This is a genomic window from Phenylobacterium sp., from assembly GCF_016793225.1.
Lineage (GTDB): Bacteria > Pseudomonadota > Alphaproteobacteria > Caulobacterales > Caulobacteraceae > Phenylobacterium.
The window spans coordinates 53416-76862 of record NZ_JAEUMN010000087.1; the positions used below are offsets into that span (position 1 = coordinate 53416).

At 70.4% G+C, this 23447-nt stretch carries 22 protein-coding genes; 12 read left to right on the top strand and 10 right to left on the bottom strand.

Annotated features, from left to right (window positions below; genetic code table 11):
• Together JNK30_RS10725 and JNK30_RS10730 are read right to left on the bottom strand one after the other, a co-directional pair.
• Entirely contained in the window at window positions 1-903 is a 903-nt protein-coding gene (locus JNK30_RS10725) for a cobalamin biosynthesis protein CbiG (RefSeq protein WP_293482227.1), read from the bottom strand.
• 314 nt (window positions 904-1217) lie between these two features.
• Window positions 1218-2219 carry an NADP-dependent oxidoreductase gene (locus JNK30_RS10730; RefSeq protein WP_293482228.1) on the bottom strand — a complete coding sequence of 334 codons (1002 nt, stop codon included), beginning with the start codon at window positions 2217-2219 and terminating at the stop codon, window positions 1218-1220.
• 81 nt (window positions 2220-2300) lie between these two features.
• Here JNK30_RS10730 and JNK30_RS10735 point away from each other — a divergent pair, with 81 nt between their 5' ends.
• From JNK30_RS10735 to JNK30_RS10745, 3 genes are all read left to right on the top strand, one after another.
• Entirely contained in the window at window positions 2301-3218 is a 918-nt protein-coding gene (locus JNK30_RS10735) for a Gfo/Idh/MocA family oxidoreductase (RefSeq protein ID WP_293482229.1), read from the top strand.
• 37 nt (window positions 3219-3255) lie between these two features.
• Window positions 3256-3732, top strand: a complete 477-nt coding sequence (locus JNK30_RS10740) for a glutathione peroxidase (RefSeq protein ID WP_293482230.1) — start codon at window positions 3256-3258, stop codon at window positions 3730-3732.
• An 883-nt stretch (window positions 3733-4615) separates the two neighbouring features.
• Window positions 4616-5197 (top strand): hypothetical protein, encoded by a 582-nt coding sequence (locus tag JNK30_RS10745; RefSeq protein ID WP_293482231.1) that lies wholly within the window; start codon window positions 4616-4618, stop codon window positions 5195-5197.
• Window positions 5198-5230: 33 nt separating this feature from the next.
• Here the strand turns inward: JNK30_RS10745 and JNK30_RS10750 are convergent, their stop codons facing one another.
• Both JNK30_RS10750 and JNK30_RS10755 read right to left on the bottom strand, forming a co-directional pair.
• Entirely contained in the window at window positions 5231-6226 is a 996-nt protein-coding gene (locus tag JNK30_RS10750) for an MDR family oxidoreductase (protein WP_293482232.1), read from the bottom strand.
• Entirely contained in the window at window positions 6223-7065 is an 843-nt protein-coding gene (locus JNK30_RS10755) for an enoyl-CoA hydratase-related protein (RefSeq protein ID WP_293482233.1), read from the bottom strand. The genes JNK30_RS10750 and JNK30_RS10755 overlap by 4 nt, the downstream gene beginning before the upstream one ends.
• A gap of 48 nt (window positions 7066-7113) precedes the next feature.
• On the opposite strand from JNK30_RS10755, the gene JNK30_RS10760 reads away from it, so the two are divergent.
• Window positions 7114-7500: a globin gene (locus JNK30_RS10760; protein ID WP_293482234.1), complete on the top strand. Its 387-nt coding sequence runs from the start codon at window positions 7114-7116 to the stop codon at window positions 7498-7500.
• Between the two features lie 55 nt (window positions 7501-7555).
• Here the strand turns inward: JNK30_RS10760 and JNK30_RS10765 are convergent, their stop codons facing one another.
• Entirely contained in the window at window positions 7556-10357 is a 2802-nt protein-coding gene (locus JNK30_RS10765; RefSeq protein ID WP_293482235.1) for a TonB-dependent receptor, read from the bottom strand.
• 94 nt (window positions 10358-10451) lie between these two features.
• Window positions 10452-13313 (bottom strand): TonB-dependent receptor, encoded by a 2862-nt coding sequence (locus tag JNK30_RS10770; RefSeq protein ID WP_293482236.1) that lies wholly within the window; start codon window positions 13311-13313, stop codon window positions 10452-10454.
• Between the two features lie 492 nt (window positions 13314-13805).
• Between JNK30_RS10770 and ilvD the strand changes: the two genes are divergently transcribed.
• Both ilvD and JNK30_RS10780 read left to right on the top strand, forming a co-directional pair.
• A complete protein-coding gene (gene ilvD, locus JNK30_RS10775; RefSeq protein WP_293482237.1) occupies window positions 13806-15536 on the top strand; it encodes a dihydroxy-acid dehydratase in 1731 nt (576 codons plus the stop codon).
• Window positions 15536-16225, top strand: a complete 690-nt coding sequence (locus tag JNK30_RS10780; RefSeq protein WP_293482238.1) for an aspartate/glutamate racemase family protein — start codon at window positions 15536-15538, stop codon at window positions 16223-16225. The genes ilvD and JNK30_RS10780 overlap by 1 nt, the downstream gene beginning before the upstream one ends.
• Window positions 16226-16262: 37 nt before the next feature.
• Here JNK30_RS10780 and JNK30_RS10785 read toward each other — a convergent pair whose 3' ends face one another.
• Genes JNK30_RS10785 through xth form a run of 3 tightly spaced genes read right to left on the bottom strand, consistent with a single transcriptional unit; the run spans window position 16263 to window position 18459 of the window.
• Complete coding sequence (locus JNK30_RS10785) at window positions 16263-16955, bottom strand: NnrU family protein (protein ID WP_293482239.1); 693 nt, start codon at window positions 16953-16955, stop codon at window positions 16263-16265.
• 45 nt (window positions 16956-17000) lie between these two features.
• A complete protein-coding gene (locus tag JNK30_RS10790) occupies window positions 17001-17657 on the bottom strand; it encodes a hypothetical protein (protein ID WP_293482240.1) in 657 nt (218 codons plus the stop codon).
• A gap of 22 nt (window positions 17658-17679) precedes the next feature.
• A complete protein-coding gene (gene xth, locus JNK30_RS10795) occupies window positions 17680-18459 on the bottom strand; it encodes an exodeoxyribonuclease III (RefSeq protein WP_293482241.1) in 780 nt (259 codons plus the stop codon).
• A 105-nt stretch (window positions 18460-18564) separates the two neighbouring features.
• On the opposite strand from xth, the gene JNK30_RS10800 reads away from it, so the two are divergent.
• Window positions 18565-19347 (top strand): hypothetical protein, encoded by a 783-nt coding sequence (locus JNK30_RS10800; RefSeq protein ID WP_293482242.1) that lies wholly within the window; start codon window positions 18565-18567, stop codon window positions 19345-19347.
• On the opposite strand, the gene erpA is transcribed toward JNK30_RS10800, so the two are convergent.
• Window positions 19339-19671 (bottom strand): iron-sulfur cluster insertion protein ErpA, encoded by a 333-nt coding sequence (gene erpA, locus JNK30_RS10805; RefSeq protein ID WP_293482243.1) that lies wholly within the window; start codon window positions 19669-19671, stop codon window positions 19339-19341. The genes JNK30_RS10800 and erpA overlap by 9 nt on opposite strands.
• An 81-nt stretch (window positions 19672-19752) precedes the next feature.
• Here erpA and JNK30_RS10810 point away from each other — a divergent pair, with 81 nt between their 5' ends.
• The 5 genes from JNK30_RS10810 to scpB all read left to right on the top strand — a co-directional run.
• Window positions 19753-20931: a deoxyguanosinetriphosphate triphosphohydrolase gene (locus JNK30_RS10810; protein ID WP_293482244.1), complete on the top strand. Its 1179-nt coding sequence runs from the start codon at window positions 19753-19755 to the stop codon at window positions 20929-20931.
• 5 nt (window positions 20932-20936) lie between these two features.
• Entirely contained in the window at window positions 20937-21170 is a 234-nt protein-coding gene (locus tag JNK30_RS10815) for a hypothetical protein (RefSeq protein WP_293482245.1), read from the top strand.
• 90 nt (window positions 21171-21260) lie between these two features.
• Entirely contained in the window at window positions 21261-22100 is an 840-nt protein-coding gene (locus JNK30_RS10820; protein ID WP_293482246.1) for an SPOR domain-containing protein, read from the top strand.
• Window positions 22101-22158: 58 nt separating this feature from the next.
• On the top strand, window positions 22159-22968 hold the full coding sequence (locus tag JNK30_RS10825) for a ScpA family protein (RefSeq protein WP_293482247.1): 810 nt from the start codon (window positions 22159-22161) through the stop codon (window positions 22966-22968).
• A partial coding sequence (gene scpB / locus JNK30_RS10830; protein WP_293482248.1) for an SMC-Scp complex subunit ScpB occupies window positions 22965-23447 on the top strand: 483 nt, incomplete at its 3' end. The genes JNK30_RS10825 and scpB, both read left to right, overlap by 4 nt.

Here is a 23447-nt window from a genome sequence, read left to right on the forward strand (position 1 = left end):
CTACACGCCCGCGCCCAGGATCCAGCCTTCCTCGCGCTCGGCGTCCAGGACGGCGTCGGCCGCGGCGCCCTTCGGCGGCGCGAACAGGGCGCCCAGCTTGCCGGCCTCGTCCAGGCGCGCGAAGTGCTCGGCGGTGGTGCGCACCTGGGTCAGGTCCTTCACCTCGCCCGGGGCGCCCTGCGGCTTCAGCATCGAGGGGTAGACCTCGGCCGCCACCACGTCGACGCCCGCCAGGTCCGCCTCGGTCAGCGCCTTGAAGCCCGTCTCGAAGGGCCACGCCTTGAAGCCCTCGCCGCGCGCCGCCTTCAGCCGCCGCACGAACGGGATGCCCAGGATCGCCTGACCGCCCACCGAGCCGTTGTAGTAGAGCTTCCAGATCGACGCCGCGCCCTTCGCCGCCAGGTCGGCGTGGCGGAACTCGGGCAGGTCGTCCGGCCCGTGGTTGCGGGTGCGCTTCGGCTGCAGCGTGGTCAGCGCATCCTTGGGCGGGCAGCCCCAGAACGGGAACGGCCCGCCGGTGAGCCGCCGGTTGACCTCCGAGCCGACGCCGAAGCGGTTGTTCGTGTTGTCGGGCTTGTCCTTCACCATCTTGGCCAGCTGGTCCCAGGTGGCCTGCCACGGCGCCTCGCCGGGCAGCTTCAGCGCCGCCGCGAACCCGCGCGGGAAGCCCAGCGGGAAGTCGAAGCCCAGCAGGCAGCGCTCGTTGCGCTTCTTCAGGTCGTCCAGGATGGCCGTCAGCCGCGTCTCGGCCTCGGCCCGCGTCGCCGGGTTGAAGCTCTCGAACGCCATCCGGAAGCGGATGTCGCGCTTCAGAACGCCGATCCAGATCGAGTCCGCGCCGGTAGTCGGCTTCGCCGCGGCGCTCCAGTCGACGATCACATAGGCGCTGAACAGGCGCGGCACGGGCGGAAACTCCAGACCTTGGGGGAGGACCGCAGCGTTTTACGCCCTAACCACCCAGCGTCCAGCAAGAACCGCCCACCGCGCCGAGAAGGCGGCGAAGCCGCAATCTCGAACCGCCATCCGTTGTCATCCCGGTTTCGCCGCCAGGCGAAAACCGGGACCCATAGACTCCGCGCCCCAGGCAAACCCCCGTCGCCGCCGCCGCGACCTACCCTCAGAGACCGGCGCGTATGGGTCCCGGTCTTCGCTGCGCGAAACCGGGATGACAGCCGCGAGGGTGTTTGGTGCGACGAGACGAGAAACGCCGAGGGCGCCTACCCCAGCTTCACCAGCATCTTGCCCAGGTTCTCGCCCTTGAAGAGGCCCAGGAAGGCGTCGGGGGCTTTTTCGATGCCTTCGAAGACCGTCTCCTTCCAGGTGACCTTGCCGTCCTTCACCCAGCCCGACAGGTCCTTCAGGAACGCCGGCATCATGTCCCAGTGGGTCGAGACGATGAAGCCCTCCATCCGCAGCTGCTTGCCCACCATCAGCACCAGGTTGCGCGGGCCGGGGGGCATCTCGGTGGCGTTGTACATCGAGATCGCGCCGCACAGCGCGAAGCGCGCGAACGGGCGCGCCGCCGTCAGCGCCGCCTCCAGGTGCTCGCCGCCCACGTTGTCGAAATAGACGTCGATGCCGGACGGCGCGGCCTTCATCAGCGCCGCCGTCAGGTCCTTCTCGGCCTTGTAGTCGATGACCTGGTCGGCCCCGATCGACTTCAGGAACGCCACCTTCTCGGGTCCGCCCGCCGAGGCGATCACCGTGTGGCCCTTGGCCTTGGCGATCTGCACCACCATCGAACCGACGGCGCCCGCGCCGCCCGAGACGAACACCACGTCGCCGTCCTTCAGCGCCGCCACCTTCAGCAGGCCCGCATAGGCCGTCAGCCCCGGCATCCCGGCCGCGCCCAGGAACGCCTGCGGCGGCAGGCCCATGGGGTCCAGCTTCTGCACCTGGGCGGCGGGAGCGTTGAAGCCCTCGCGCCAGCCGAAGCCCGACTGCACCAGGTCGCCCGGCTTGAAGTTCGGATCGCCCGAGGCCGTGACCTCGCCGACCGCCCCGCCGTCCATGGCCTTCCCGAGCTGGAACGGCGGCGTATAGCTCTGCACGTCGTTCATGCGGCCGCGCATGTAGGGGTCGACGGTCATCCAGGTGTTGCGCACCTGCACCTCGCCTGGGCCCGGCGCCGGCAGCTCCACGCTGGCCAGCTCGAAATTGGCGGCGGTGGGCATGCCGCTGGGCCGGCTCTTCAGGCGGATCTCGCGAACCGTGGTCATGATGCGTCTCCCTATCTTCAAACGGTTGTATGACCTCGGGCGGGTGGCGTCGAGCCGGCGGCGCGTGTTACGGCCGCGCCCATGAGCTTGCGCGGCGGCGTCATCGGGGCAGGGGTGTTTGGCGGCTACCACGCGCGGCAGTACGCGCGGCTGCCCGACGTGACCTTCGTCGGCGTCTTCGACGTGCATCCCGACCGCGCGGCCGCGGTCGCCATGCCGCTCGGCGGCCGCGCCTTCGCCGACCTGGACCAGCTTCTCGCCGAGGTCGACGTGGTCACCGTGGCCTCGCCCGCCAGCGCCCACGCCGGGCAGGCCCTGGTGGCGATCGCCGCCGGAAAGCACGTCTACGTGGAGAAGCCCATCGCCGTGGGCGTCGCCGACGCCGAGCGGATCCGCGCCGCCGCCGACCGCGCCGGCGTCGTCGTCGCCTGCGGGCACCAGGAACGCGTGGTGTTCCAGGCCATGGGCCTGCTCGACGCCATGGAACAGCCGCTGCTGCTGGAAGCCGTGCGCCACGGCCCGCCCTCCGAGCGCAGCCGCGACGTGTCGGCCGTGCTCGACCTGATGGTCCACGACATCGACCTGGCGCTCGCCATCGCCGCCGGGGACGCCGTCACCGCCGAGGCCGAGGGCGCTCGCGCCGCCGACGGGGTCTGGGACCAGGTCCGCGCCGAGGCCACCTTCGAGGGCGGCTTCACGGCCGTCTTCGACGTCTCCCGGATGGCCGAGGCCCGCCACCGCACCATGCGGGTGGTCTATCCCTCAGGCGAAGTCGCCATCGACTTCGTGGCCCGCACCTTCCGCAACACGACGCCGTTCCCGCTGAACCCCGACTTCGCCGACACCCCCGCCGCGCGCGACCCGCTGGGCGCCAGCGTCGAGGGGTTCCTCCAGGCGGTCCGGGGCGCCGCGCCGCGTCCCGTCGTGACCGCCGCCGAGGCCATCGCCGCCCTCGACCTCGCCGTGGCCGTGGAACAGGCGTTGGAGGACGCAGGGTAACGGCGTTAGCGTCCCGGCCACGAAGCCCGGAGGCCCCATGACCAGCGCCCACGACTACACGTTCGACGCCATCGCCGGCGGCCCGCTGCCGCTCGCCACCTTCAAGGACAAGGTGGTCCTGGTGGTGAACACGGCCTCGAAGTGCGGCCTCACCCCCCAGTACAACGGCCTGGAGCAGCTCTACACCGACTACAAGGACAAGGGCCTCGTGGTCCTGGGCGTGCCCTGCAACCAGTTCATGGGCCAGGAGCCGGGCAGCGAGAAGGAGATCGAGACCTTCTGCGCCACGACCTTCGGCATCGACTTCCCCATGACCGCCAAGGTCGACGTGAAGGAGGCCGGCCGCCACCCGTTCTACGAATGGGCGGAACAGCAGCTCGGCGAGCCGGCCGTCCCGGTGTGGAACTTCCACAAGATCCTGATCGGCAAGGACGGCGAAGCGCTGCAGGCCTTCGGCCCCCGCACCGAACCCCAGGACCCCGCCCTCGTCGCCGCCATCGAAAAGGCCCTGTAGCCCGTCCCGGCGTGCTCGCCGAAGCGAAAGCACAGATGCTCCCCCCCTGGGGGAGCTCGCGAAGCGAGAGGGGGAAGGACGCCAAACCTGCCCAGCCCCGTCATCCCGCGGCTCGTCCGCGGGACCCCTGCCGGCGGCGACGCAGGCGCGTCCGGGCGGTCCTGCCACGCCGGCCGCCTCACAGCCGGCGGAAACATGGATCCCGCGGACAAGCCGCGGGATGACGGTGGGTTTTCGTGTGGGATCGCCGATGCAGGCGAGGGGCGGTGGCCCCATCCCCTCTAGCCGCAAAGGGCGCGGAGGCCTCCGCGCGCTCCGCGTTCTCCGCGGTTCAATCGAGCGCCTGCGAGCTCGCCGCCCTGCCCAGCCCCGTCATCCCGCGGCGTGTCCGCGGGACCCATGCCGGCGGCCACGCGGGCGCCTAGCGGTCCTGTCACGCCGCCTACCTCACAGCCGGCGGAAACATGGATCCCGCGGACAAGCCGCGGGATGACGGTGGGGTTTCGTGTGGGATCGCCGATGAAGGCGAGGGGCGGTGGCCCCAACCCCTCTAACCGCAAAGGTCGCGGAGGCCTCTGCGCGCTCCGCGTTCTCCTCCGCGTCCTCCGCGGTTCAATCGAGCGCCCGCGAGCTCGCCGCCCTGCCCAGCCCCGTCATCCCGCGGCGCGTCCGCGGGACCCATGCCGGCGGCGACGTGGGCGCCTAGCGGTCCTGCCACGCCGGCCGCCTCACAGCCGGCGGAAGCATGGATCCCGCGGACAAGCCGCGGGATGACGGTGGGAGGCGAAAACGAAGATGCTCCCCCTCTGGGGGAGCTCGCGAAGCGAGAGGGGGAACGGCCGCCAGGTTTGACTCCCCACGCCGCATGTTCTACATTTGTTCCATGTCGTCGCCCGACCCGCGCCTTGCGATGCTCGCCCGGATGCGCGAGCCCGCCCTAGAGCTGGGCTGCGCCGTGGCCGAGGCGGCCAAGGCGTCGGTTGTGGGCGACGCGCGGTTCTTCGGCCTGACCGAGCTCTACCTCAAGTGCTTCGCGGCGGTGCGCCTGTCGATCGCCCTGGAGCTGCGGCTCGAGCGTGAGGCGCGGCTCGCGTCGCGCGCCGCGCCGGACGGCCCCCTGGCCGGCCGGGACGCGGACCTGGAACCCACCCCGGAACCGGAGCGGCTCGACAGCGACCTGGCCGGCGAGCGCGAGCGTGAGACCGCCAGCTTCCCGTTGCTGCTTCGGACCCTGGAGGGGGTGGTGGACGAGGCGGCGAGCCTCGTGACGCCCGAGCCCGCCGAACTTCCGACGCTGCGCGATCTCATGGCCCGTCTTCAGGGGCCGCGCGCGGAGGCGCCCGCCCGCCCGTCGCGCGACCTGCGCGCCCGTCTCTCCGGATCGGCGTCGGTGGCGGTCCTGCCCCGGCCGGTCCTGACGCCGTCGCAGCCGGGCGGCCGCGCCACGGGGCCGCCCCGCGGCTGACCCGTCGCGTCCGCGGGCCGCAACGCCCGTCAGCTATCCATCCACGTCCACGACGATCCGGCCGCGCACCTTGCCGTCCAGGATGTCTCCCGCCAGTCGCGGCAGGTCCGCGAGCGTGGCGCGGCTTGTCATGGCCGACAGCCTGGCGAGGTCCAGGTCGCGGGCCAGGCGGTCCCAGGCCTCCACCCGGTCGGGCGCCGGGCGCATCACGCTGTCGATGCCCGCCAGCACCACGCCGCGCAGGATGAAGGGCGCCACCGAGGCCGGCAGGTCCAGGCCCTGGGCCAGGCCGCAGGCGGTGACCACCCCGCCGTAGCGCGTCTGCGAGAGCACATTGGCCAGGGTGTGGCTGCCCACCGCGTCCACCGCGCCGGCCCAGCGCTCCTTGCCCAGCGGGCGTGCGGGGCCCTGGAACTCGGCGGCGTCGATCACCTCGGCGGCGCCGAGGCCCGTCAGGTAGCCGCCTTCGCTCTCCTTCCGCCGCGACGAGGCGACGACGCGGTAGCCCAGCTTCGCCAAAAGGGCGATCGCCACGCTGCCGACCCCGCCGGCCGCGCCGGTCACCAGGATGTCGCCCCTGTCGGGCGTGACGCCCTGCTTCTCCAGGGCCAGCACGCACAGCATGGCGGTGTAGCCCGCCGTGCCGATCGCCATGGCCTGGGCGCTGGTCAGGCCCTGCGGCAGTTTCACCAGCCAGTCGCCCCTGACCCGGGCGCGCTGGGCGTAGCCGCCATGGTGCGTCTCGCCCACGCCCCAGCCGTTCAGGACCACCCGGTCGCCGGGCGCGAAGCCGGCATGGCTCGAGCTCTCCACCACGCCCGCGAAGTCGATCCCCGGGATCAGCGGCCAGACCCGCACCACCGGCGAGCGGCCGGTCAGGGCCAGCCCGTCCTTGAAGTTGATCGTCGAGTGTTCGACGCGGACGGTGACGTCGCCGTCCATCAGGTCGGCCGGGGTCAGGTCCTCGAGGCGGGCCTCCTGGCCGGCGTCGGTCTTGTGCAGGCGCAGCGCGCGGAACGTATCGCTCATGCCGTCTTCTCCTCCGGGCGCCCCGGCGTCAGTCCATGCCGCTCGCCGCGCCGTCCGCGCACGGCCAGGTCCACGGTGAGCAGGCGCCGCTCCCCGGCCACGCGCATCTCGTTCCCCGGCATCCACATCATCGCCACGTAGTCGCCCAGCGAGTCCTCGACGGCGCGGCTGAAGCCCTGCGCGTCCTGCGCCTTATTCATCTGCAGCTTGGCGAAGCGGAGATAGCCGGGGTCGTTCTCGGCCACCCGGCGCGCCCAGGCGAAGGTCTCGCGCTCCAGGTCCGCGTTCGGCAGCACCCGGTTCACGAAGCCGGCCTCGCGGGCCTCCTCGGCGCCGATGAACCGGCTCTCGAAGCACAGCTCCTTCGCCCGCCGGATGCCGATGTCCCAGGGGATCGACATGTACTCCACGAACCCCGGCAGGAACTGGGCGTCGTCCGCCGCGAAGACCACGTCCATGGCCGCGGCCAGCATCCAGCCCGCATAAATGCAGTAGCCCTCGACCATGGCCACGGTCGGCTTCTCGAAGTTCCGCCACTTGAGCAGCAGGTCGAGGTTGTAGGTCTTGAAGGCGTCGTAGTGCCGGATCCCGCCCTTGCCGATCTTGGCGTCCCGGTAGGCCGCGCCCTCCGGCGTCCCCAGGTCGTGACCGGTGGAGAAGACGCCGCCCGCGCCGCGCACCAGCACGATCCGGACCTCGGGGTCGAGGCGCGCCAGGTCGAAGGCCTGGTCGATCTCGTCCAGCATCCGCCAACTCTGGGCGTTGCGATACTGCGGCCGGTTGAGCGTGATCACGCCGACGCCGTCCTCGACCGCGTACTGGATATCCTGGAATTCCACGATCTTCCTCCCGTATCCTGTTGCGGAACTATAGGCAGGGCGAGTCCGATGAACGAAGCCGAGATCATCTCGCAGTCTCTGGAAGCGGTGGCCGAGCGGGCAGGGGATCCGGCGCCGGCGGTGTTCGCGCGCCTCTTCGCCGAGTTCCCCCAGGCCGAACCGCGCTTCGCCCGCGACGTGAACGGCAGCGTGCGCGGCGAGATGCTGGCGATGGTGCTGAACTGCCTCATGGACCCCGGCGGGCCCTATCAGCTGCATCTCGTGCGCGCCGAGCGCCTGAACCACGACGGCTTCGGCACGCCGTCCCAGGAGTTCGACCGCTTCTTCGGCGTCGTGCACGAGACCTGCCGCGACCTCGCCGGCCCCGACTGGACCGCCGAGTACGACACGGCGTGGCGCGCCCAGATCGATCGCGTGCTCCAGGGCTCGCAATGAGAAAGGCGCCCCGCCTCACGGCGGAGCGCCTCCATTCACGCCGGTGCGGCGAGGATCAGAAGAACTTGTACTGGATCTCGATCCCGTAGGTGCGCGGCGGGGTCAGCGGATAGGTGCTGGCCGGATTGTTGCCGGCGATGTCCGGCCGCGCGTCCTGCACGACGTTGACGATCGGCGCGCCGGCGGGCGGCGTGTAGATCGATCCGGCCCGCCGCGACGCCGTGGCGCCGCCCTCGTAGCCCAGGTCGTCGAACAGGTTCTTCACGAAGGCGATGACCGTGGTCTTCTGGTCCTTGGCCTTCCAGGTCAGACGGGCGTCCACCTGGTCCCATGACGGCGACTTGTAGTAGGCGCGATTGAAGATCGAGCCGTACTGGCTGTCGCGCCAGGAATAGCTCACCGAGCCGGTGACCGAGGATCCGTCGCCGAACATGTGGGTGTAGTTGGCGTTGATCGCGATCTTGTGCTTCGGCGAGTTGGGCAGGGCGTAGCCCTTGAGCTCCTGCACCCGCTGGAAGCCGCCGTTCGGGTCGGGCGAGCCCGACACCTGCGTCGTGGCGCCCGCCGCGTTCACCACGGGACGAGGGCTCGTATAGACGTCGGCGGCGCAGGTGGTCGCGGTGTCGCCGTAGGCGATGGCGCGGCACAGCGAGCGGTCGGTGATCGGCCGCGCGCCCGCCGCGAGCGCCGCCGGATCGGCCGGGTCGATGGCCTGACCCTTGTCGATCTCGGCGTCCAGGTAGCTGTAGTTGAAGAGGATCTGGAGGTTCTCCATGGGCTGCCAGATCGACTCGATCTCGATGCCCTTCGAGGTGGCCTCGGGCACGTTGTAGAAGATCGACTGCGTGACCGCGACCGCGCCCGAGGTGTTGACGATCGTCAACGGGATCTGGGCGTTCTTGTAGTCGTAGTAGAAGGCCGCGATGTTGGCCTGGATGTTCGGGCCGAAGTTCTTCTTCAGGCCCACCTCGAAGGCGTCGACCTTCTCTTCACGGGTCAGCGGATTGGGCGAGAAGCCCACGTCGATGCCGATCCGGAAGCCGCCCGGCTTGTAGCCGTGGCTGAAGCGCGCGAAGGCGTTGGTGTCGGGATCCGGATCCCACTTCAGGGTCAGGTTTCCGGTGATCTCCTGCCACTCCTCCTTGAGGTAGCGGGTGGCGAAGCCGGTCACGGGATCGAAGACCGTGGGGGTGATCACGCCCTTCGGCAGGACCGCGGCCGAGGACCACTGGTTCTCGGTGATGTCCACGGGCGGGATGCCGCCCGCGACGGCGCCGTTCAGCTCGGGCGCGGCGAAGCAGCCCGCGACCAGGTAGCAGAGCAGCCGGCCGCGCTCGACCCCTTCCTTCTTGTCCAGCGAGTAGCGGATGCCGCCCGAGATCGTCCAGTTGTCGACGAACTCCCAGTCGATCTGGGCGTAGGCCGCGCGCGAGGAGATGTCGAACTCGGGATAGGTGTCGAAGATCCGCTGCGCCGGGTTCGGCGCGCACACCCCGTTCCGCTTGGCGCAGAGCGCCGCCGGTACGCCGAACGGACCCCGCACCCGGGGTTCGTCGGGCAGGTAGGTGTAGACCGGCTGCCCGTAGCTCTCCTTCCAGTAGTAGAGGCCCGCCAGCCACTGCACCGGTCCGTCGTGGGTCGAGAGCAGCGTGATCTCGTTCGACAGCCAGGACTCCTCCTCCTGGTAGTTGAACGCGTAGCGGGGGCGGACCACCGCGTTGTTGGCGCCCGTCAGCGACGGCAGGGTGTAGCGCACGATCGGCGCCGTCTGATCGACCGGCGTCGGGCCCTGCAGGTAGTAGTGATAGTGCACCCCGCCCAACTGGTAGCGCAGGTCGAAGCCCTGGAAGTGGTACGTCCACTCGCTGGCGAAGATGTAGGTGCCGTTCAGGTCGACGTCGTACGGAACGGTCGAGGCGATCTTGCGCGGATTGGTCAGCGCCGGATTCACGCAGCCGCCCGGATTGAGGTTGACCACGTTCGTCGCGTTGCCGCTGCAGCCGTAGCCGGGCTGCAGCGTGATGCCGGCGTTCGCGGCCTCGAAGGTCGGGAAGACGGCCGGCGTCCAGGTCGCGCGCGAGCCCGGGCCGCCGGCGCCGTTCCGCCACTCGATCCAGGTCAGCTTCATCCAGCCGTCGAAGTTCTCGCCGATGTCGAACTTCAGCTGCCCTTCGATGATGTTGGTGTTGATGATGTTGCCTTCGTCCGGAAAGCCCGGGACGACGTTCTCGATCCAGCCCTTGGTCTGCTTCTCCCAGTTGGCCGCCAGGCGGAAGGTCACGCCCGGGATGAAGGTCGGGCCCGAGACCGCGCCTTCCAGGATGTGGTGGTTGTAGTTCTGGTACTGGCCGCGGACCTCGGCGTACCAGTCGTCCGTGGGCCGCTTGGACACCAGGTTGATCGCGCCGCCGATGGCGTTTCGGCCGTAGAGCGTCGCCTGCGGGCCCCGCAGGATCTCCACCCGCTCGAGGAAGAGGGGCGTCTTGCCGGCCTCGACCGTGGAGGTCGTGTAGATGCCGTCCGAATAGACCGAGACGGACGCGTCGGCCGCGTGGACGTTGTTCGTCCGGCCGATGCCGCGCAGGCTGACCCGATCGGTCTGCGTCGAGTACTGCAGGCCCGGCGTGAAGTTCGTCAGGTCGAACACCGACTGGATGCCGATCAGGTCACGCTTTTCCGCGGTGAACGCCGAGATCGCCACAGGAACGTCCTGCAGGCTCTGCTCCCGGCGCTCGGCCGTCACGACGAGTTCCTCGATCGTGGTGGACGCACTCGATGACTGGGCCTGTGCGCCCGAGGCCGCCATGACGGCGGCCAGCAGCGCGCTCGAGGCAAGCAAGCTTCCCTTGAACTTCATGTCCTTTCCTCCCCGCAGTTCCGAGCGCTGACGCGCTTCTTTCCCGACGCGCAAAAGCAAGCGGCCCGCCTCTCGCGAGGCGGGCCGTCGGTACTCAGAAGAACTTGTACCGGAGCTCGAGCCCGTAGGTGCGAGGCGGTGTCGTGTAGTAGGTCTTCGAAATCCCCTGCACGCAGTAGATGGTGCCGATGTTCCCCGCGGCCGGGTTGCTGGCCCCCTGGGCCACCGGGCTGCAGGTGGTTCCGGCGGGGTTCGGGCCGTAGAGCAGGTTGGTGAACTGCCCGTCGATCCGCCGGCCGGTCGCGCCCTGGTCGTAGCCGATGTCGTCGAAGATGTTCTTCACGAAGCCGATGATCTCGAACTTGTCGTTGGCGTCCCTCCAGAGCAGGCGGGCGTCGACCTGGTCCCAGGTCGGCGAGCGGTTGTACCAGCGCTGGAAGAGCGAGCCGTACGCGTGGTCGCGCCACGAGTACGAGAGGCTGGCCGTGAGCGAGCCGGGCTCGAAGTTCCAGGTGTAGTTCGCCGCGATGGCGATCTTGTTCCGCGGCGCGTTGGGCAGGTCGTTGCCCTTCAGGCTCTGGATGCGCTGGAAGCCGCCGCCGGGCAGGCCGACCGTGGGCTCGTCGAGCACGCAGTCGCCGGCCACCGCCGCGCCGCCGGCCTGGCACTGCGCGAGCGTGTGGATCGGCTTGGCGTTGGGCTGCGAGGCGGTCGGGTCCACCGTGTCGACGGCGAAGCCCTTCCGGATCTCGGCGTCGATGTACGAGTAGTTCGCGATGATCTGCAGGTTCTCGATGGGCTGCCACAGCACCTCGACCTCGACGCCCTGCGAGCGCGATTTCGGCGTGTTGTAGAACGACGTGGTGCCCTGGCTGATGGTCTGGCCCATCAGGCTTCCGGTCTGCACGACCGAGATCGGGATCTGCAGGTTCGAGTAGTCGTAGTGGTAGAGCGCCACGTTGGTCTGCAGCGTCTGGCCCCAGGTCTTCTTGAGGCCCAGCTCGAACGCGTCGACGGTCTCCTCCTTGGAGTAGGGCAGGAAGCTCAGCACCGTGAAGATGCCGATGTTGAAGCCGCCCGAACGGTAGCCGCGGGCGTAGCTCGCATAGCCCAGGGTGTCGGGGTCTGGGTGCCACTCGACCTTGGCCGTGCCGGTCACGGCGGACCAGCTCGCGTCGTACTTGCGGCTCGCGAGGCCGGTGGTCCCGTCGTAGAAGGTCGCCCCTTCCACGCCCTTCGGAATGACGTCGATCCCCAGGCCGGTGCCGCCGGCCACGACGGTGTTCACGCCGGTGAGGTCGAGCGGGGCCAGGAAGAACTCGGGCGGCAGCCCGCCGAGGCAGGCGGGCAGGCCGAGGCAAAGAATCCGCGTCTTCTCGGTGCCGTACTTGCGGTCATGCGAGTAGCGCAGGCCGCCCGTGAAGGTCCACGCCTCGCCCAGGTCGTAGCTGACCTGTCCGTAGAAGGCGTACGAGGTGTTGCTGACCGACGGCCGGTTGTCGAAGCGCCGCCCGATGCCGGGCGCGCAGGCCACCGGCCTCGCCGCCGCCCCGACGCCGTTCAGGCAGACGCCGAACGGGGGCGAGATCGACCACTGCGTCTGGCGCGGATCCTCGATCGTGTGGACCGGCTGCCTGTAGTGCTGGTGGTAGTAGTAGGCGCCGGCGATCCACTGGAACGGCCCTTCGGTCGTCGAAACCAGGTTCAGCTCGTTCGAGATGAAGCCGTTGCGCTCCTGGTAGTCGAACTGCTCGCCGGGGTAGATCTGGGTCCCGGCCGCGCCGATGCGGTACGACAGGACGCCCGGATACTGGCTGCCGCCCGGCGTGGAGCCCTTGAGGTGGTACCAGTAGCGGACGCCGCCCAGGATGTAGCGGATGTCGAAGTTGTCGGCGTGGTACGTCCAGTGGCTGGCCACCGTGTACGCGTTCGGGACGCGCACGTTGTAGGTGATCGGGCGATTGATCAGCCACGGGCTGCGATAGGAGGCGTTGGTGCAGCCGTCGGGGCTCGCCAGCACCACGTTCTGCGCCAGGCCGGAACACCCGAAGCCCGGGTTGAAGTGCGTGGCGTCCGAGTAGAACTCGGTGAGGTCGAACGAGTCGGCGCCGTTGGGGTTGGTCGCCGAGCGGAGCGCCTTACGGCTGCCGTCGAGGTTGAAGACCTCGGGCGTCCAGCCCGCGGACTGCGAGCCCGGCCCGCCGGCGCCGTGACGCCAGTTGGTGTAGCCGAACTTCGACCACATCTCGAGCTTCTCGTTGAACTTCACGTCGATCTGGGCTTCCGCGTAGAAGCTGTCGATGACGTTGCCCTCGCTCGGGAAGCCGGGGATCGTGTTCTTGATCCAGCCCTTGCTCTGCCGCTCCCAGTTCACCGCGAGCCGCGCCTTGACCTGGTCGTTGATCGGACCCGAGACCGCGCCTTCCAGGACCGAGCGGTTGTAGTTGCCGTACGTGGCGCGGACCTCGGCGTAGGGGCTGTCGGTCGGCCGCCGCGAGATGATATTGATCGCGCCCGCGATGGCGTTGCGGCCGTAGAGCGTGCCCTGCGGCCCGCGGAGGATCTCGACGCGGTCAAGGAAGAGGGTGGACGAGCCCGCCCGCACGGCGAACGTCTCGTAGACGCCGTCCGCGTAGTTCGCCACCGAGGCGTCGGCGGAAAGCACGTTCGTGAGGCGGCCCAGGCCCCGCAGCGACACCCGGTCGGTCGACGTCGAGTACTGAAGTCCCGGCGTGAAGTTGGTCATGTCCTGGATGGACTGGATGCCGACGATGTCGCGCTGTTCGGACGTGAATGCTGAAATCGCGACCGGCACGTCCTGCAGGCTCTGCTCCCGCTTCTCGGCGGTCACTACGAGCTCAGCGATGGTGTTCGCCGACGTCTGGGCCTGGGCGGACGTCGCCAGGCCGGCGACCAGCACAGCGCTGGACGCAAGCATGCAATGCTTGAATCTCATCAGAAACTGCCTCCCCGCAGCTTGGATGTAGCGCTATTCGCTGCGCTTACGAGGCAAGCTGAAGCAGGTCCGGTGGGCCGTCAACGCGAAATGCGCCACCTGAACGCTGATAACTAAATAAGACTCAGTTACTTGCCGTGACGGCAATCAGCAGGCGTACGCAGTCAACTTGTAAAGCTTGCTGACCTGAGCGATGCTGGCCGGGTTTCTGACTTTGTTCATCCCAATAACAACCTGGGGGCGCGCCCATGGCGCGCCTTCTTTGTTTGCGCGCGCCACAGTGACGCCTTCAGCCTTGGGTCTTCGCACCTGCAAAATGCCCCGATACCTTTGCTCGTCAGGGATTGACGCGCATTCGCACCCTCATATGTCGGCGGTGCAACATTCGGTCCAGAAATGCGCGTATTGCGCGAGCGCGCAGCCAGAGGTGGTCGGGACTCGCGTCTCGCCGCCGGCGACTCTAAGGAAGGCGCGAAGTCGGAGGCGCTCCCCATGCATCGCAACCCGGATGGTTCCTGGGACAAGTCACGTCTGCCCAGCCGCCACACCACGATCGGCCCGGCCCGGGCTCCGCATCGCTCGTACTACTACGCCATGGGCCTCGGCACGCGGGAGATCGCCCAGCCCTTCGTCGGCGTCGCCCATTGCGGAAACCAGTCGGCGCCGTGCAACACGGCGCTCGAGCGGCAGGCCCACGCCGCCGCCGAGGGCGTGAAGGCCGCCGGCGCGACGCCGCGGGAGTTCTCCACCATCACCGTGACAGACGGCATCGCCATGGGTCACGAGGGCATGCGTTCCTCGCTGGTGAGCCGCGAGGTCATCGCCGACTCGGTCGAACTGTCGGTTCGCGGCCACGCCTATGATGCGCTGGTCGGGATCGCGGGATGCGACAAGAGCCTGCCGGGCATGATGATGGCGATGCTGCGCCTCAACGTCCCCAGCGTCTTCCTGTACGGCGGCTCCATCCTGCCGGGCCGCCTCGACGGCAAGGATCTGACGGTCCAGGACGTGTTCGAGGCGGTGGGCCAGTTCTCGGCCGGCACGATCGACGAGGCGCGCCTCTGTCAGGTCGAGCAGCACGCCTGTCCCGGCGACGGCGCGTGCGGCGGCCAGTTCACGGCGAACACCATGGCCCTGGTGTCCGAGGCGATCGGCCTGGCGCTGCCGCTATCCTCGGCGCTGCCGGCCGCCTATCTCGATCGCGACGACTACGCGCGCGCCTCCGGCGAAGCCGTGGTCCGGCTCATCGAGAAGAACATCCGTCCCCGCGACATCTGCACGCGGAAGGCCTTCGAGAACGCCGCCGTGGTCGTGGCCGCGACGGGGGGCTCCACCAACGGCGGCCTGCACCTGCCGGCCATGGCGCACGAGTGCGGCATCCAGTTCACGCTCCGCGACTTCGCCGAGATCTGCGCCCGGACGCCTTACATCGCCGACCTGAAGCCGGGCGGCCGGTATGTGGCCAAGGACATGGGGGAGGCGGGCGGCGCGCCGATGCTGCTGAAGACCCTCCTCGAGGGCGGCTACCTGCACGGCGACTGCATGACCGTGACCGGCAAGACGCTGGCCGAGAATGTCGCCGACGTGAAGTGGCGCGACGACCAGGACGTGATCCGGCCGGCCTCCAGGCCGCTTTCCCCGACCGGCGGCGTCGTCGGCCTGTGGGGTTCGCTGGCCCCGGACGGCGCCATCGTGAAGGTCGCCGGGCTGAAGCACGTCAAGCACCGCGGCCCGGCCCGTGTCTTCGACGGCGAGGAGGCCTGCTTCGCCGCGGTCGAGGCGCGCAACTACAAGGAAGGCGACGTTCTCGTGATCCGCTACGAGGGCGCAAAGGGCGGGCCCGGGATGCGCGAGATGCTCTCCACGACGGCGGCGCTCTACGGCCAGGGCGTCGAGAACATCGCGCTCATCACGGACGGCCGGTTCTCCGGGGCGACGCGCGGACTCTGCGTGGGTCACGTGGGCCCCGAGGCGCAGGAGGGCGGCCCGATCGCGCTCGTTCGCGACGGGGACATCATCTCGATCGACGCCGAGGCGGGGACGATCGAGCTGGAGGTCGCGCCCGAGGAGCTTGCCCGGCGCAAGACGGAGTGGAAGCCGCGGCGCACGAACTACCAGTCCGGGGCGTTGTGGAAGTTCGCGCAGGCGGTCGGTCCGGTGCACCTGGGCGCCACGACCCACCCGGGCGCGGCGGCCGAGACGCACGTCTACGCCGATCTCTGATGAAGACGATCGGCATCCTGGGCGGGATGTCGGCGGAGTCCACGGCGCTCTACTACCGCGAGATCAACCGTCTCGTGCGGGAGCGGCTGGGCGGGCTCCATTCGGCTGAACTGCTCGTTCGCTCGCTCGACTTCGCGACGATCGCCGAGCCGCAGGCGCGCAACGCCTGGGACGAGACCGCCGCGATCCTCGCGGAGGCGGCGGCCCGCCTGGAGCGCGCGGGCGCCGAGGCCATCGTGCTCGCGACGAACACGATGCACGTCAACGCCGAGGCCATCTGCGCCGCCATCTCCGTGCCCTTCCTGCACATCGCAGACGCGACGGCCACGGCGCTGGCGGAGAGGGGGGTCGAGCGGCCGTTGCTGCTGGGCACCCGCTTCACGATGGAGCAGGACTTCTACCGCGGGCGGCTGCGCGCCGCCGGGCTCGCGCCGCTGATCCCCGGGCCCGCCGACCGCGAGCGCCTGCACGCGATCATCTACGACGAGCTCTGCCAGGGGATCGTGACCCAGCGCTCCGTCGCGGCCGGTCTTGAGATGGTCGCCCGAGGGCAGGCCGCCGGCGCGGACGGCGTGATCTTCGGCTGCACGGAGATCGGCCTCCTGCTGGACCCTGCGGACATCGAGGCGCCGGTGGTCGACACGACGCTCGTCCACTGCGAGGCGGCGGTCGCGTTCGCGCTGGCATAGGCGCTGATCGCCGCACGCCCGCAGCCGGCCGGCGTCCCTAAGGCAGAGCCGCGACTCCGAACAGGTGCGGATGTCCCCAGGCGAGGGCCGCCCACAGCGCGACGGCCAGGGCGATCCGCCACCATCCGATCTCGCCCGGGCGGAACGGCTGCCGGCCCGACAGGATCGCCGCGAAGGGCACGTTCGAGGTCTTGGCGACGAAGGCGTCGTAGGTTTCGCCCAGCGCGCGCCGGCGCTTGGCGTCGATGCTGAACGTTCCGAAGATCGCGAGCCCCAGCATCGAGCCGAACAGGATGAGGCTCGCCGGCTCGCCGTTCACGGTCAGGTGCCCGAACGCCCAGACGGCCACGCCCCAAAGGAACGGGTGGCGGCTGATCCGGACCATGCCCTGCACCACATCGGCGCGCTCCAGGCTCGCCTCCTGCCGCACGCTCGTGGGGTTCGGGGTCGTCACGCCGGGCACGATGAGCAGGAACGCGATGAGCTGGAGCGCCAGCTGCACCTGCCGCGATGCCTCTCCGACGGTCCAGAAGGGCGTGTTCGACGGGTCGGTCCTCGCCGCGGCGAAGCCCATTCCCAGCCAAGCGAGACCCGCGAAGGAGGCCAGCACGAAGAGGCCCATGTACGGCCCCTGGCCGATCCGGCCGATGATCGCGTCCCGCAGGCGCGTGCCCGACACGAACAGATGGATGGCGACGAAGAACGCGGCGGCGGCGATGAGGGCGGTCATGGGGAACTCCTTCGCCCAACGACACTGCCTCGAAAATTTACGCCGTCAAGTGATGGCCTCGCGGCCGTCCATGGCCTCCGGCCCGTCGTCGTCATCGTCGCCTTCGAACAGAGGTCCCGGCGCGGCGGCCGGGGCGGGGCGCGCAGGCGTGGCGACGGCGGCCTTGCGCGCCGGCCCGTCCGTGCGGCGCAGGATCGCCTCCATCCGCGCCATCCAGCGATTGGCTTCCATAAGCGCCTCCGGCGCCTCGAACCGCCCGCGTCGGCCTTCGTCCTGCGGCAGCCAGAGGTCCAGTTCGAAGTCGGGATGCTGGGGATCATCGAAAACGAACCGCAGGCGCACACCGGCCTGGGGCTCGGCGAGCTGGTCCAGGGCGCGTCGCGGCTCTCCCCGGAAGGCGCGGGCCGCCACCTGGCGGTCGACGATCAGTTCCACGCCCATCAGTTCCTGCAGCCGGTAGGTCAGCCGCCACCCCCCGCGATCCCAGGCTGCCGCCACCAGCCCGGCGGCGAGATTGAACCCGACGCCGGCGCCGCGGCCCCGCGCGATCAGCATGGGCTGGGGCGGCGCCCCGAGCCCCTCGGTCAGGGTCCGGCGGATGCGCCGCGTCTCGTCCAGAAAGTAGGCGAAGGCCCCGCCGACGAGGGTCAGCGCCCCGCCGGTCAGCGCGAGCAGCGTCAGGAGCCGCGCAGCCTCGTCCATGGCTGCAGACTAAGCCGAGTCGTCAGGCGTCGAGCTCGACCACCAGGGGCACGTGGTCGGACGGCTTCTCCCAGGCGCGCACATTGCGGTGGATGGCCACGCCGGCCAGCAGGTCGGCCGCCTGTGGCGAGAGCAGGGCGTGGTCGATCCGGATGCCGTTGTTCCGGTCCCAGGCGCCGGCCTGGTAGTCCCAGAAGGTGTAGGCGCCCGGCGCGCCGTCGGCCTGCAGGTAGGCCTCGACCAGTCCGAGGTTCTTCAGCGCCCGGAACGCCTGCCGGGTCTGTGGCTGGAAGAGGGCATCGCCCAGCCAGTTGTTCGGAAACTCGGCGTCGCGGGGCTCGGGAATGACATTGTAGTCGCCGGCCAGCACGAACGGCTCTTCCCACGAGAGCAGGTCCCGGGCGTGCGCGTGAAGCCGCGCCATCCACGCCAGCTTGTAGGCGAACTTCTCGGTGGTCACCGGATTGCCGTTGGGCAGGTAGATCGAGGCCACGCGGACCGGCTGCGGTCCCGAGACCACCGCCTCGATGTAGCGGGCCTGTTCGTCCGCGTCGTCGCCGGGCAGGCCCTTGCGCACGTCCTCGAGCGGAGTCTTCGAGAGCAAGGCGACCCCGTTGTAGGTCTTCTGCCCGTTGACGGCGACGTTGTAGCCGAGCCGCTCGAAGGCCTCGGCCGGGAACTTCTCGTCGACGCACTTGATCTCCTGGAGGCAGGCGACGTCGGGCCTGGCCTCCTCGAACCACCGCACCACCGTGTCGAGCCGCGCGTTGACCGAGTTCACGTTCCAGGTGGCGATGCGCATCGAGGGCTCCGGTTTCGGCGCGGAAGCTAGAGGGCGCGCCGCAGCGGCTCAAGGCCCGCACGCCCGCTTGACCCTCGCCACGGCCCGTGAACCCATGGCCTGCGCATGCGCCGCCACGCCCCCATCCTGACCGCCCTGGCGTTCGCCGCCGCACTTCCGGCGGCGGCCCAGTCGCCCCCGGCGAACGTCGAGACGCCGCCGGCGGCTGCGCCCGAGCCGCCGCTGCAGGGATCGCTCGGTCCGCCGGTCTACGAGGGACGCTGCGCGCCGCCGCAGCTCTTCCGCATGACCATGCGGAACATCTCGCCGGGCCTGGCGGCGGCCGACCGGGCCGCGCAGCCACGGGATCTCTGGCGGCAAGGGGACCGCTTCCTGCGGAGCGAAGAGTCGCCGGACCCGGTGCGCGGCCAGACGACGGTCATCATCATCGCGGAGCCCGACATCTGGGCCTACGACCAGGTCAGCCGCACCGGACGGCACAGCGTCGACCCCGGGCCCGAACTTGTGGTGCGCGCGCCTGTACTGCCGCCGGCGCCCGATCTCCCGGCGCCGTTCCGCACGCTGGAGTTCGGCTGCGAGGCGGCCTTCGTCGCGGCCTATGCGCCGCAGCCGCAGCGGCTGGCGCCCTGGGGCGCGACCGGCGCGGCGCTGCACACCGTGACCATGGGCGACCACACCCTGGCCTTCCTGATGGACGCCCGCCGGCCGATCCCCCTGATGGTCAGCTATCTGCGGCGCGGCCAGCCGGTGCTCGTGCTGCGCTACGACGAGTACCGCCACGGGCTGCCCGACCGCCCGCAGCTCTTCCAGGTTCCGAGGAACATCAAGATCACCGAAACAGGCGCGGAGCCGCCGCCGCGCCCGCTGGGCCCTCCGGCCTCAGATTGAGAAGCTGACGCCGCAGCCGCAGCTGGACTTGGCGTTGGGGTTGCGCACCCGGAACTCGGCGCCGGCGAGTTCGTCCACGAAGTCGATCTCCGAGCCCTTCAGGAGCGCCAGCGACACCACGTCCACCAGGGCCGCCGCGCCGTCACGCTCGACCCTGAGATCGTCGGGGCCGGCCTGGTCGACGAGATCGAACTGGTACTGGAAGCCCGAGCAGCCGCCGCCCTCGACCGCGACGCGCAGCATGATCGGCCGGCCCTCCTGGGCGCCGATGGCGTGGATGCGTCGGGCCGCGGCGGGCGAAAGGGTCAGGTCGGGGGTGGTCATGCGCTGTTAGACGAATGAAGGGCCTGGACTATATGAGGGCCCGGACGGCTTCGACCAAGAGGCCTTTGACAGAACGGTTCGATGGCCTCCTCCCTTCCACAGCGCGCGCCCTTCGCCGAGGACCCGGCGACGTCCCGGGGACGCAAGTTCCCCGAGCCGCCCAGCCGCACGCGCACGGACTTCGCCCGCGACCGCGACCGCATCATCCACGCGTCGGCCTTCCGGCGGCTGAAGGAGAAGACCCAGGTCTTCGTGGCGCACGAGGGCGACCACTTCCGCACCCGGCTCACCCACAGCCTCGAGGTCGCTCAGATCGCCCGCAGCCTGGCCACCGCGCTGGGCCTCGATCCCGACCTCGCCGAGACGGTCGCGCTCGCCCACGACCTGGGCCACCCGCCGTTCGGCCACGCGGGCGAAGACGAACTGCAGGTCCAGATGCAGGGCTACGGCGGCTTCGACCACAACGTCCAGACGTTCCGGGTCGTGACGCGGCTCGAGCGGCGCTACCCGCGCTTCGACGGCCTCAACCTGTCGTGGGAAACCCTCGAAGGCGTGATCAAGCACAACGGGCCGGTGATCGACCAGCTGGCCAAGCCGTCCTGGAGCGCGATCTCGGAGTTCGACGCGCAGTACGGCCTGCGCCTGGACACCTGGGCGTCCGCCGAGGCCCAGGTCGCCGCGCTGGCCGACGACATCGCCTACAACAACCACGACGTGGACGACGGCGTCCTGGCCGGGCTGTTCAACCTGGACGAACTGGCCGAGGTGCCCCTGATCGGGCCGAACGTGGCGAGCGCGCGGCGGGACTTCCCGGGCTGCGAGCCGGGGATCCTGCGGCTTGAGGCCGTCCGGCGGATGATCGGGGCCATGGTCGACGACGTCCTGGCCGAGACGGCGCGGCGCGCCGCAGCGGGCAAGGTCCGCTCGCCGGAGGACGTCCGCATGCTTGGCCATGCGCTGGTGGCGTTCTCGCGGGACATGGTGGAGGACCTCGCCCAGCTGCGGGCCTTCCTGATGGAGCGGATGTACCGGCACTGGCGCGTGAACCGCACGCGCAGCCAGGCGCGGCGCATGCTGGCCGAGATGTTCCAGCTCTTCATGGCCGAGCCCGACGTCCTGCCCGCGGAATGGGGGGCGCGGACGCAGGGCCGTGACGAGGCGGGCCGGGCGAGGGTGGTCTGCGACTACATCGCCGGGATGACCGACCGCTACGCCATCGAGGAGCATCGCAAGCTGTTCCACCTGGACGTGCTGAGCTGAGCCCCGTGGACGTCCTGGTGGTCCGCGGCCCCATGTACCATTCCCCGGGCGACGAATGGGCCTTTGCGGCATGGCTGAAACGCATCCGGGCGGTCAGCGGCGTGAGCAGCCGCGGTCAGGACCTTCACATCCAGCTGCGCCCCGGCCGAATCTCGGCGGACGAACTGCGCGAGTTCCGCGCGCTCTTCCATCGCTACGGCATGGACACCACCGAGCTCGAGGGCCTGGGGAAGACCTGAGGCGCCCACAGAAAATCCACGGGCGCCGCAACCTCGACTCGGTCGCCTCCGATAGACTGCTCCCCGAACGTGCGCGATTCGGAGCCTGCGATGTCCGACCATGAGCGCGGCGCCTACACGCCGCCCACCGCTGACGCCCCACTGAGCTTCGATCCGCGCCAGCCCGTCCGCGGCGCGCGCCCGATCCCGTTCACGCTGATCCTGTCCGTCCTGGTCCTCGCCGCGCTGGTGGCGGCGATCTTCGTGTTCTACCAGCAGGGGGTGCGCCAGGCCGGCGAGGCCCCGCAGGTGGTGGGCGCGCCGGTGGGCGGCATGAAGGAAGCCGCGCCCGCGACGGCCCAGCCCCAGGATCCCGCGGCGGGGCTCGAGATCTATCGCGCGGAAGCCGCGCCCATGGAGACCGTGCCCGAGGGGCCGAAGTTCGTGCCGCCGCCGGAGCAGCCCCAGGCGCGGCCGACGACCCCCGTCGTGGTCGCGCAGATCCCGCCCGCGCAACCGTCGCCGGGCGCGACCGCCGCGGCGCTGAAGCCCGCCATCCCGGCCTCTGCCCCGCCGCCGGCCAAGACCGCGCCGCCGCCGCCCGCGAAGGCCGTCACGCCGCCGCCGAAGACGGTGGCCGCCGCGCCGCCGCCCAAGCCTGCGCCGCCGCCCGAGAAGAAGGCCGCCCCTCCGGAACCCAAGGCGACGGCGTCGGCCGGCGCGGCGCGTGTCCAGGTCGGCGCGGTGAGCTCCACGGCGCTGGCGGACAAGGCCTGGAGCGACGCCGTCTCGGCCGCGCCCGGGCTCGCCGCCGGCAAGGGCAAGGCCGTGGAGAAGATCGAGGGCGGCAGCCTCTACCGCACCTTCGTCACCGGCTTCGCCTCGCGGGCCGACGCCCAGGCCTTCTGCGCGCGCCTCCAGGGCGCCGGAAAGAGCTGCTTCGTCCGGTGAGCCCGGGGCCCGACATCCTGGCGCGGACGGCGAGGGGCCGCCGGCGAGGCTTGGCCGCATGAGCCAGGCTTTCCAGCCCAGCCTCGACTTCGCCGCGGCCGCGACCGCAGCCGAGGACGGCGAGGCGTTGATCGTCGATCTCGAGGGCTACGAGGGCCCGCTGCACGTCCTGCTCGCCCTGGCGCGGACGCAGAAGGTCGATCTCCTGAAGCTGTCGGTCACGCGGCTCGCCGAGCAGTACCTCGCCTTCGTCCAGGAGGCGCGGCGACGCCGCTTCAGCCTCGCGGCCGACTACCTGGTGATGGCCGCCTGGCTGGCCTACCTGAAGTCGCGGCTGCTGCTGCCGAAGCCCGAGCAGCCCAAGGCCGAGGAGGCGCCCGCCGAGGAGATGGCGGCGCAGCTCGCCTTCCGCCTGGCGAAGCTCGAGGCGATGCGCAACGCCGCCGAGGCGCTGCGCGCCGGCCCGCAACTGGGCCGCGACGTCTTTGTGCGCGGGGACCCGGAGGCTATCCGCGTCATCCCGTCGGGCCGGATCGAGGGCGACCTCTACAGCCTGATGAGCGCCTACATCGGCCAGCGGCAGAAGGAGTCGCAGCGCAGCTACAAGCCCGCCGCGCCCGTGGCCTATCCGCTCGAGGACGCCCGCGACCGCCTGCGCCGCCTCCTGCCCGACCTCGACCGCTGGACGCCGCTCGGCGGCATCGCGCCGATGGGGACGCCGGCCGCCGGACCGTCGCGGGCCAGCTACGTCGCCTCGACGTTGTCGGCCAGCCTCGAACTCGTGAAGGAAGGCGCCATGGAGGCTCGCCAGCTCGAGGCGTTCGCCGACATCTACCTGAGGGCGCGCAAGGGCGAGGCTGCGGCATGAGCGACTACCGGGAGACCGCCCGTGAGATCGAGGCGCTGCTGTTCGCCGCGGCCGGGCCGCTCACCGAGCAGGATCTCGCCGCGCGGCTGCCCGAGGGCGCCGACGTCATGGGCGCGATCGTCGAGCTTGGGCGGATGTACGAGGGTCGGGGCGTGGTGCTGGCGAACGTGGCCAGCGGCTGGCGCTTCCAGACCGCGGAGGACCTCGCGTGGCTGATGACGGAGGAGCGCGACGAGCCGCGCCGGCTCTCCAAGGCCGCGCAGGAGACGTTGGCCATCATCGCCTACCACCAGCCGGTGACCCGGGCCGAGATCGAGGCCGTGCGGGGCGTGCAGGCGAGCCGGGGCACCCTCGACGTGCTGCTCGAACTGGGCCTCGTGCGGATGCGCGGCCGACGGCGGACGCCGGGCCGGCCGGTGACCTACGGGACCACCGACGCCTTTCTGGAGCACTACGGGCTGGCCACGCTCGGCGACCTG

What these genes read in the sequence shown, in the direction of transcription:
- JNK30_RS10770 (WP_293482236.1), bottom strand. Translation starts at nt 13,313, where the DNA reads ATGAGATTCAAGCATTGCATGCTTGCGTCCAGCGCTGTGCTGGTCGCC.
- JNK30_RS10810 (WP_293482244.1), top strand. Translation starts at nt 19,753, where the DNA reads ATGGCCTCCTCCCTTCCACAGCGCGCGCCCTTCGCCGAGGACCCGGCG.
- JNK30_RS10730 (WP_293482228.1), bottom strand. Translation starts at nt 2,219, where the DNA reads ATGACCACGGTTCGCGAGATCCGCCTGAAGAGCCGGCCCAGCGGCATG.
- JNK30_RS10735 (WP_293482229.1), top strand. Translation starts at nt 2,301, where the DNA reads ATGAGCTTGCGCGGCGGCGTCATCGGGGCAGGGGTGTTTGGCGGCTAC.
- JNK30_RS10790 (WP_293482240.1), bottom strand. Translation starts at nt 17,657, where the DNA reads ATGGACGAGGCTGCGCGGCTCCTGACGCTGCTCGCGCTGACCGGCGGG.
- JNK30_RS10800 (WP_293482242.1), top strand. Translation starts at nt 18,565, where the DNA reads ATGCGCCGCCACGCCCCCATCCTGACCGCCCTGGCGTTCGCCGCCGCA.
- JNK30_RS10820 (WP_293482246.1), top strand. Translation starts at nt 21,261, where the DNA reads ATGTCCGACCATGAGCGCGGCGCCTACACGCCGCCCACCGCTGACGCC.
- JNK30_RS10785 (WP_293482239.1), bottom strand. Translation starts at nt 16,955, where the DNA reads ATGACCGCCCTCATCGCCGCCGCCGCGTTCTTCGTCGCCATCCATCTG.
- JNK30_RS10825 (WP_293482247.1), top strand. Translation starts at nt 22,159, where the DNA reads ATGAGCCAGGCTTTCCAGCCCAGCCTCGACTTCGCCGCGGCCGCGACC.
- xth (WP_293482241.1), bottom strand. Translation starts at nt 18,459, where the DNA reads ATGCGCATCGCCACCTGGAACGTGAACTCGGTCAACGCGCGGCTCGAC.
- JNK30_RS10745 (WP_293482231.1), top strand. Translation starts at nt 4,616, where the DNA reads ATGTCGTCGCCCGACCCGCGCCTTGCGATGCTCGCCCGGATGCGCGAG.
- JNK30_RS10765 (WP_293482235.1), bottom strand. Translation starts at nt 10,357, where the DNA reads ATGAAGTTCAAGGGAAGCTTGCTTGCCTCGAGCGCGCTGCTGGCCGCC.
- JNK30_RS10740 (WP_293482230.1), top strand. Translation starts at nt 3,256, where the DNA reads ATGACCAGCGCCCACGACTACACGTTCGACGCCATCGCCGGCGGCCCG.
- JNK30_RS10760 (WP_293482234.1), top strand. Translation starts at nt 7,114, where the DNA reads ATGAACGAAGCCGAGATCATCTCGCAGTCTCTGGAAGCGGTGGCCGAG.
- JNK30_RS10780 (WP_293482238.1), top strand. Translation starts at nt 15,536, where the DNA reads ATGAAGACGATCGGCATCCTGGGCGGGATGTCGGCGGAGTCCACGGCG.
- ilvD (WP_293482237.1), top strand. Translation starts at nt 13,806, where the DNA reads ATGCATCGCAACCCGGATGGTTCCTGGGACAAGTCACGTCTGCCCAGC.
- erpA (WP_293482243.1), bottom strand. Translation starts at nt 19,671, where the DNA reads ATGACCACCCCCGACCTGACCCTTTCGCCCGCCGCGGCCCGACGCATC.
- JNK30_RS10750 (WP_293482232.1), bottom strand. Translation starts at nt 6,226, where the DNA reads ATGAGCGATACGTTCCGCGCGCTGCGCCTGCACAAGACCGACGCCGGC.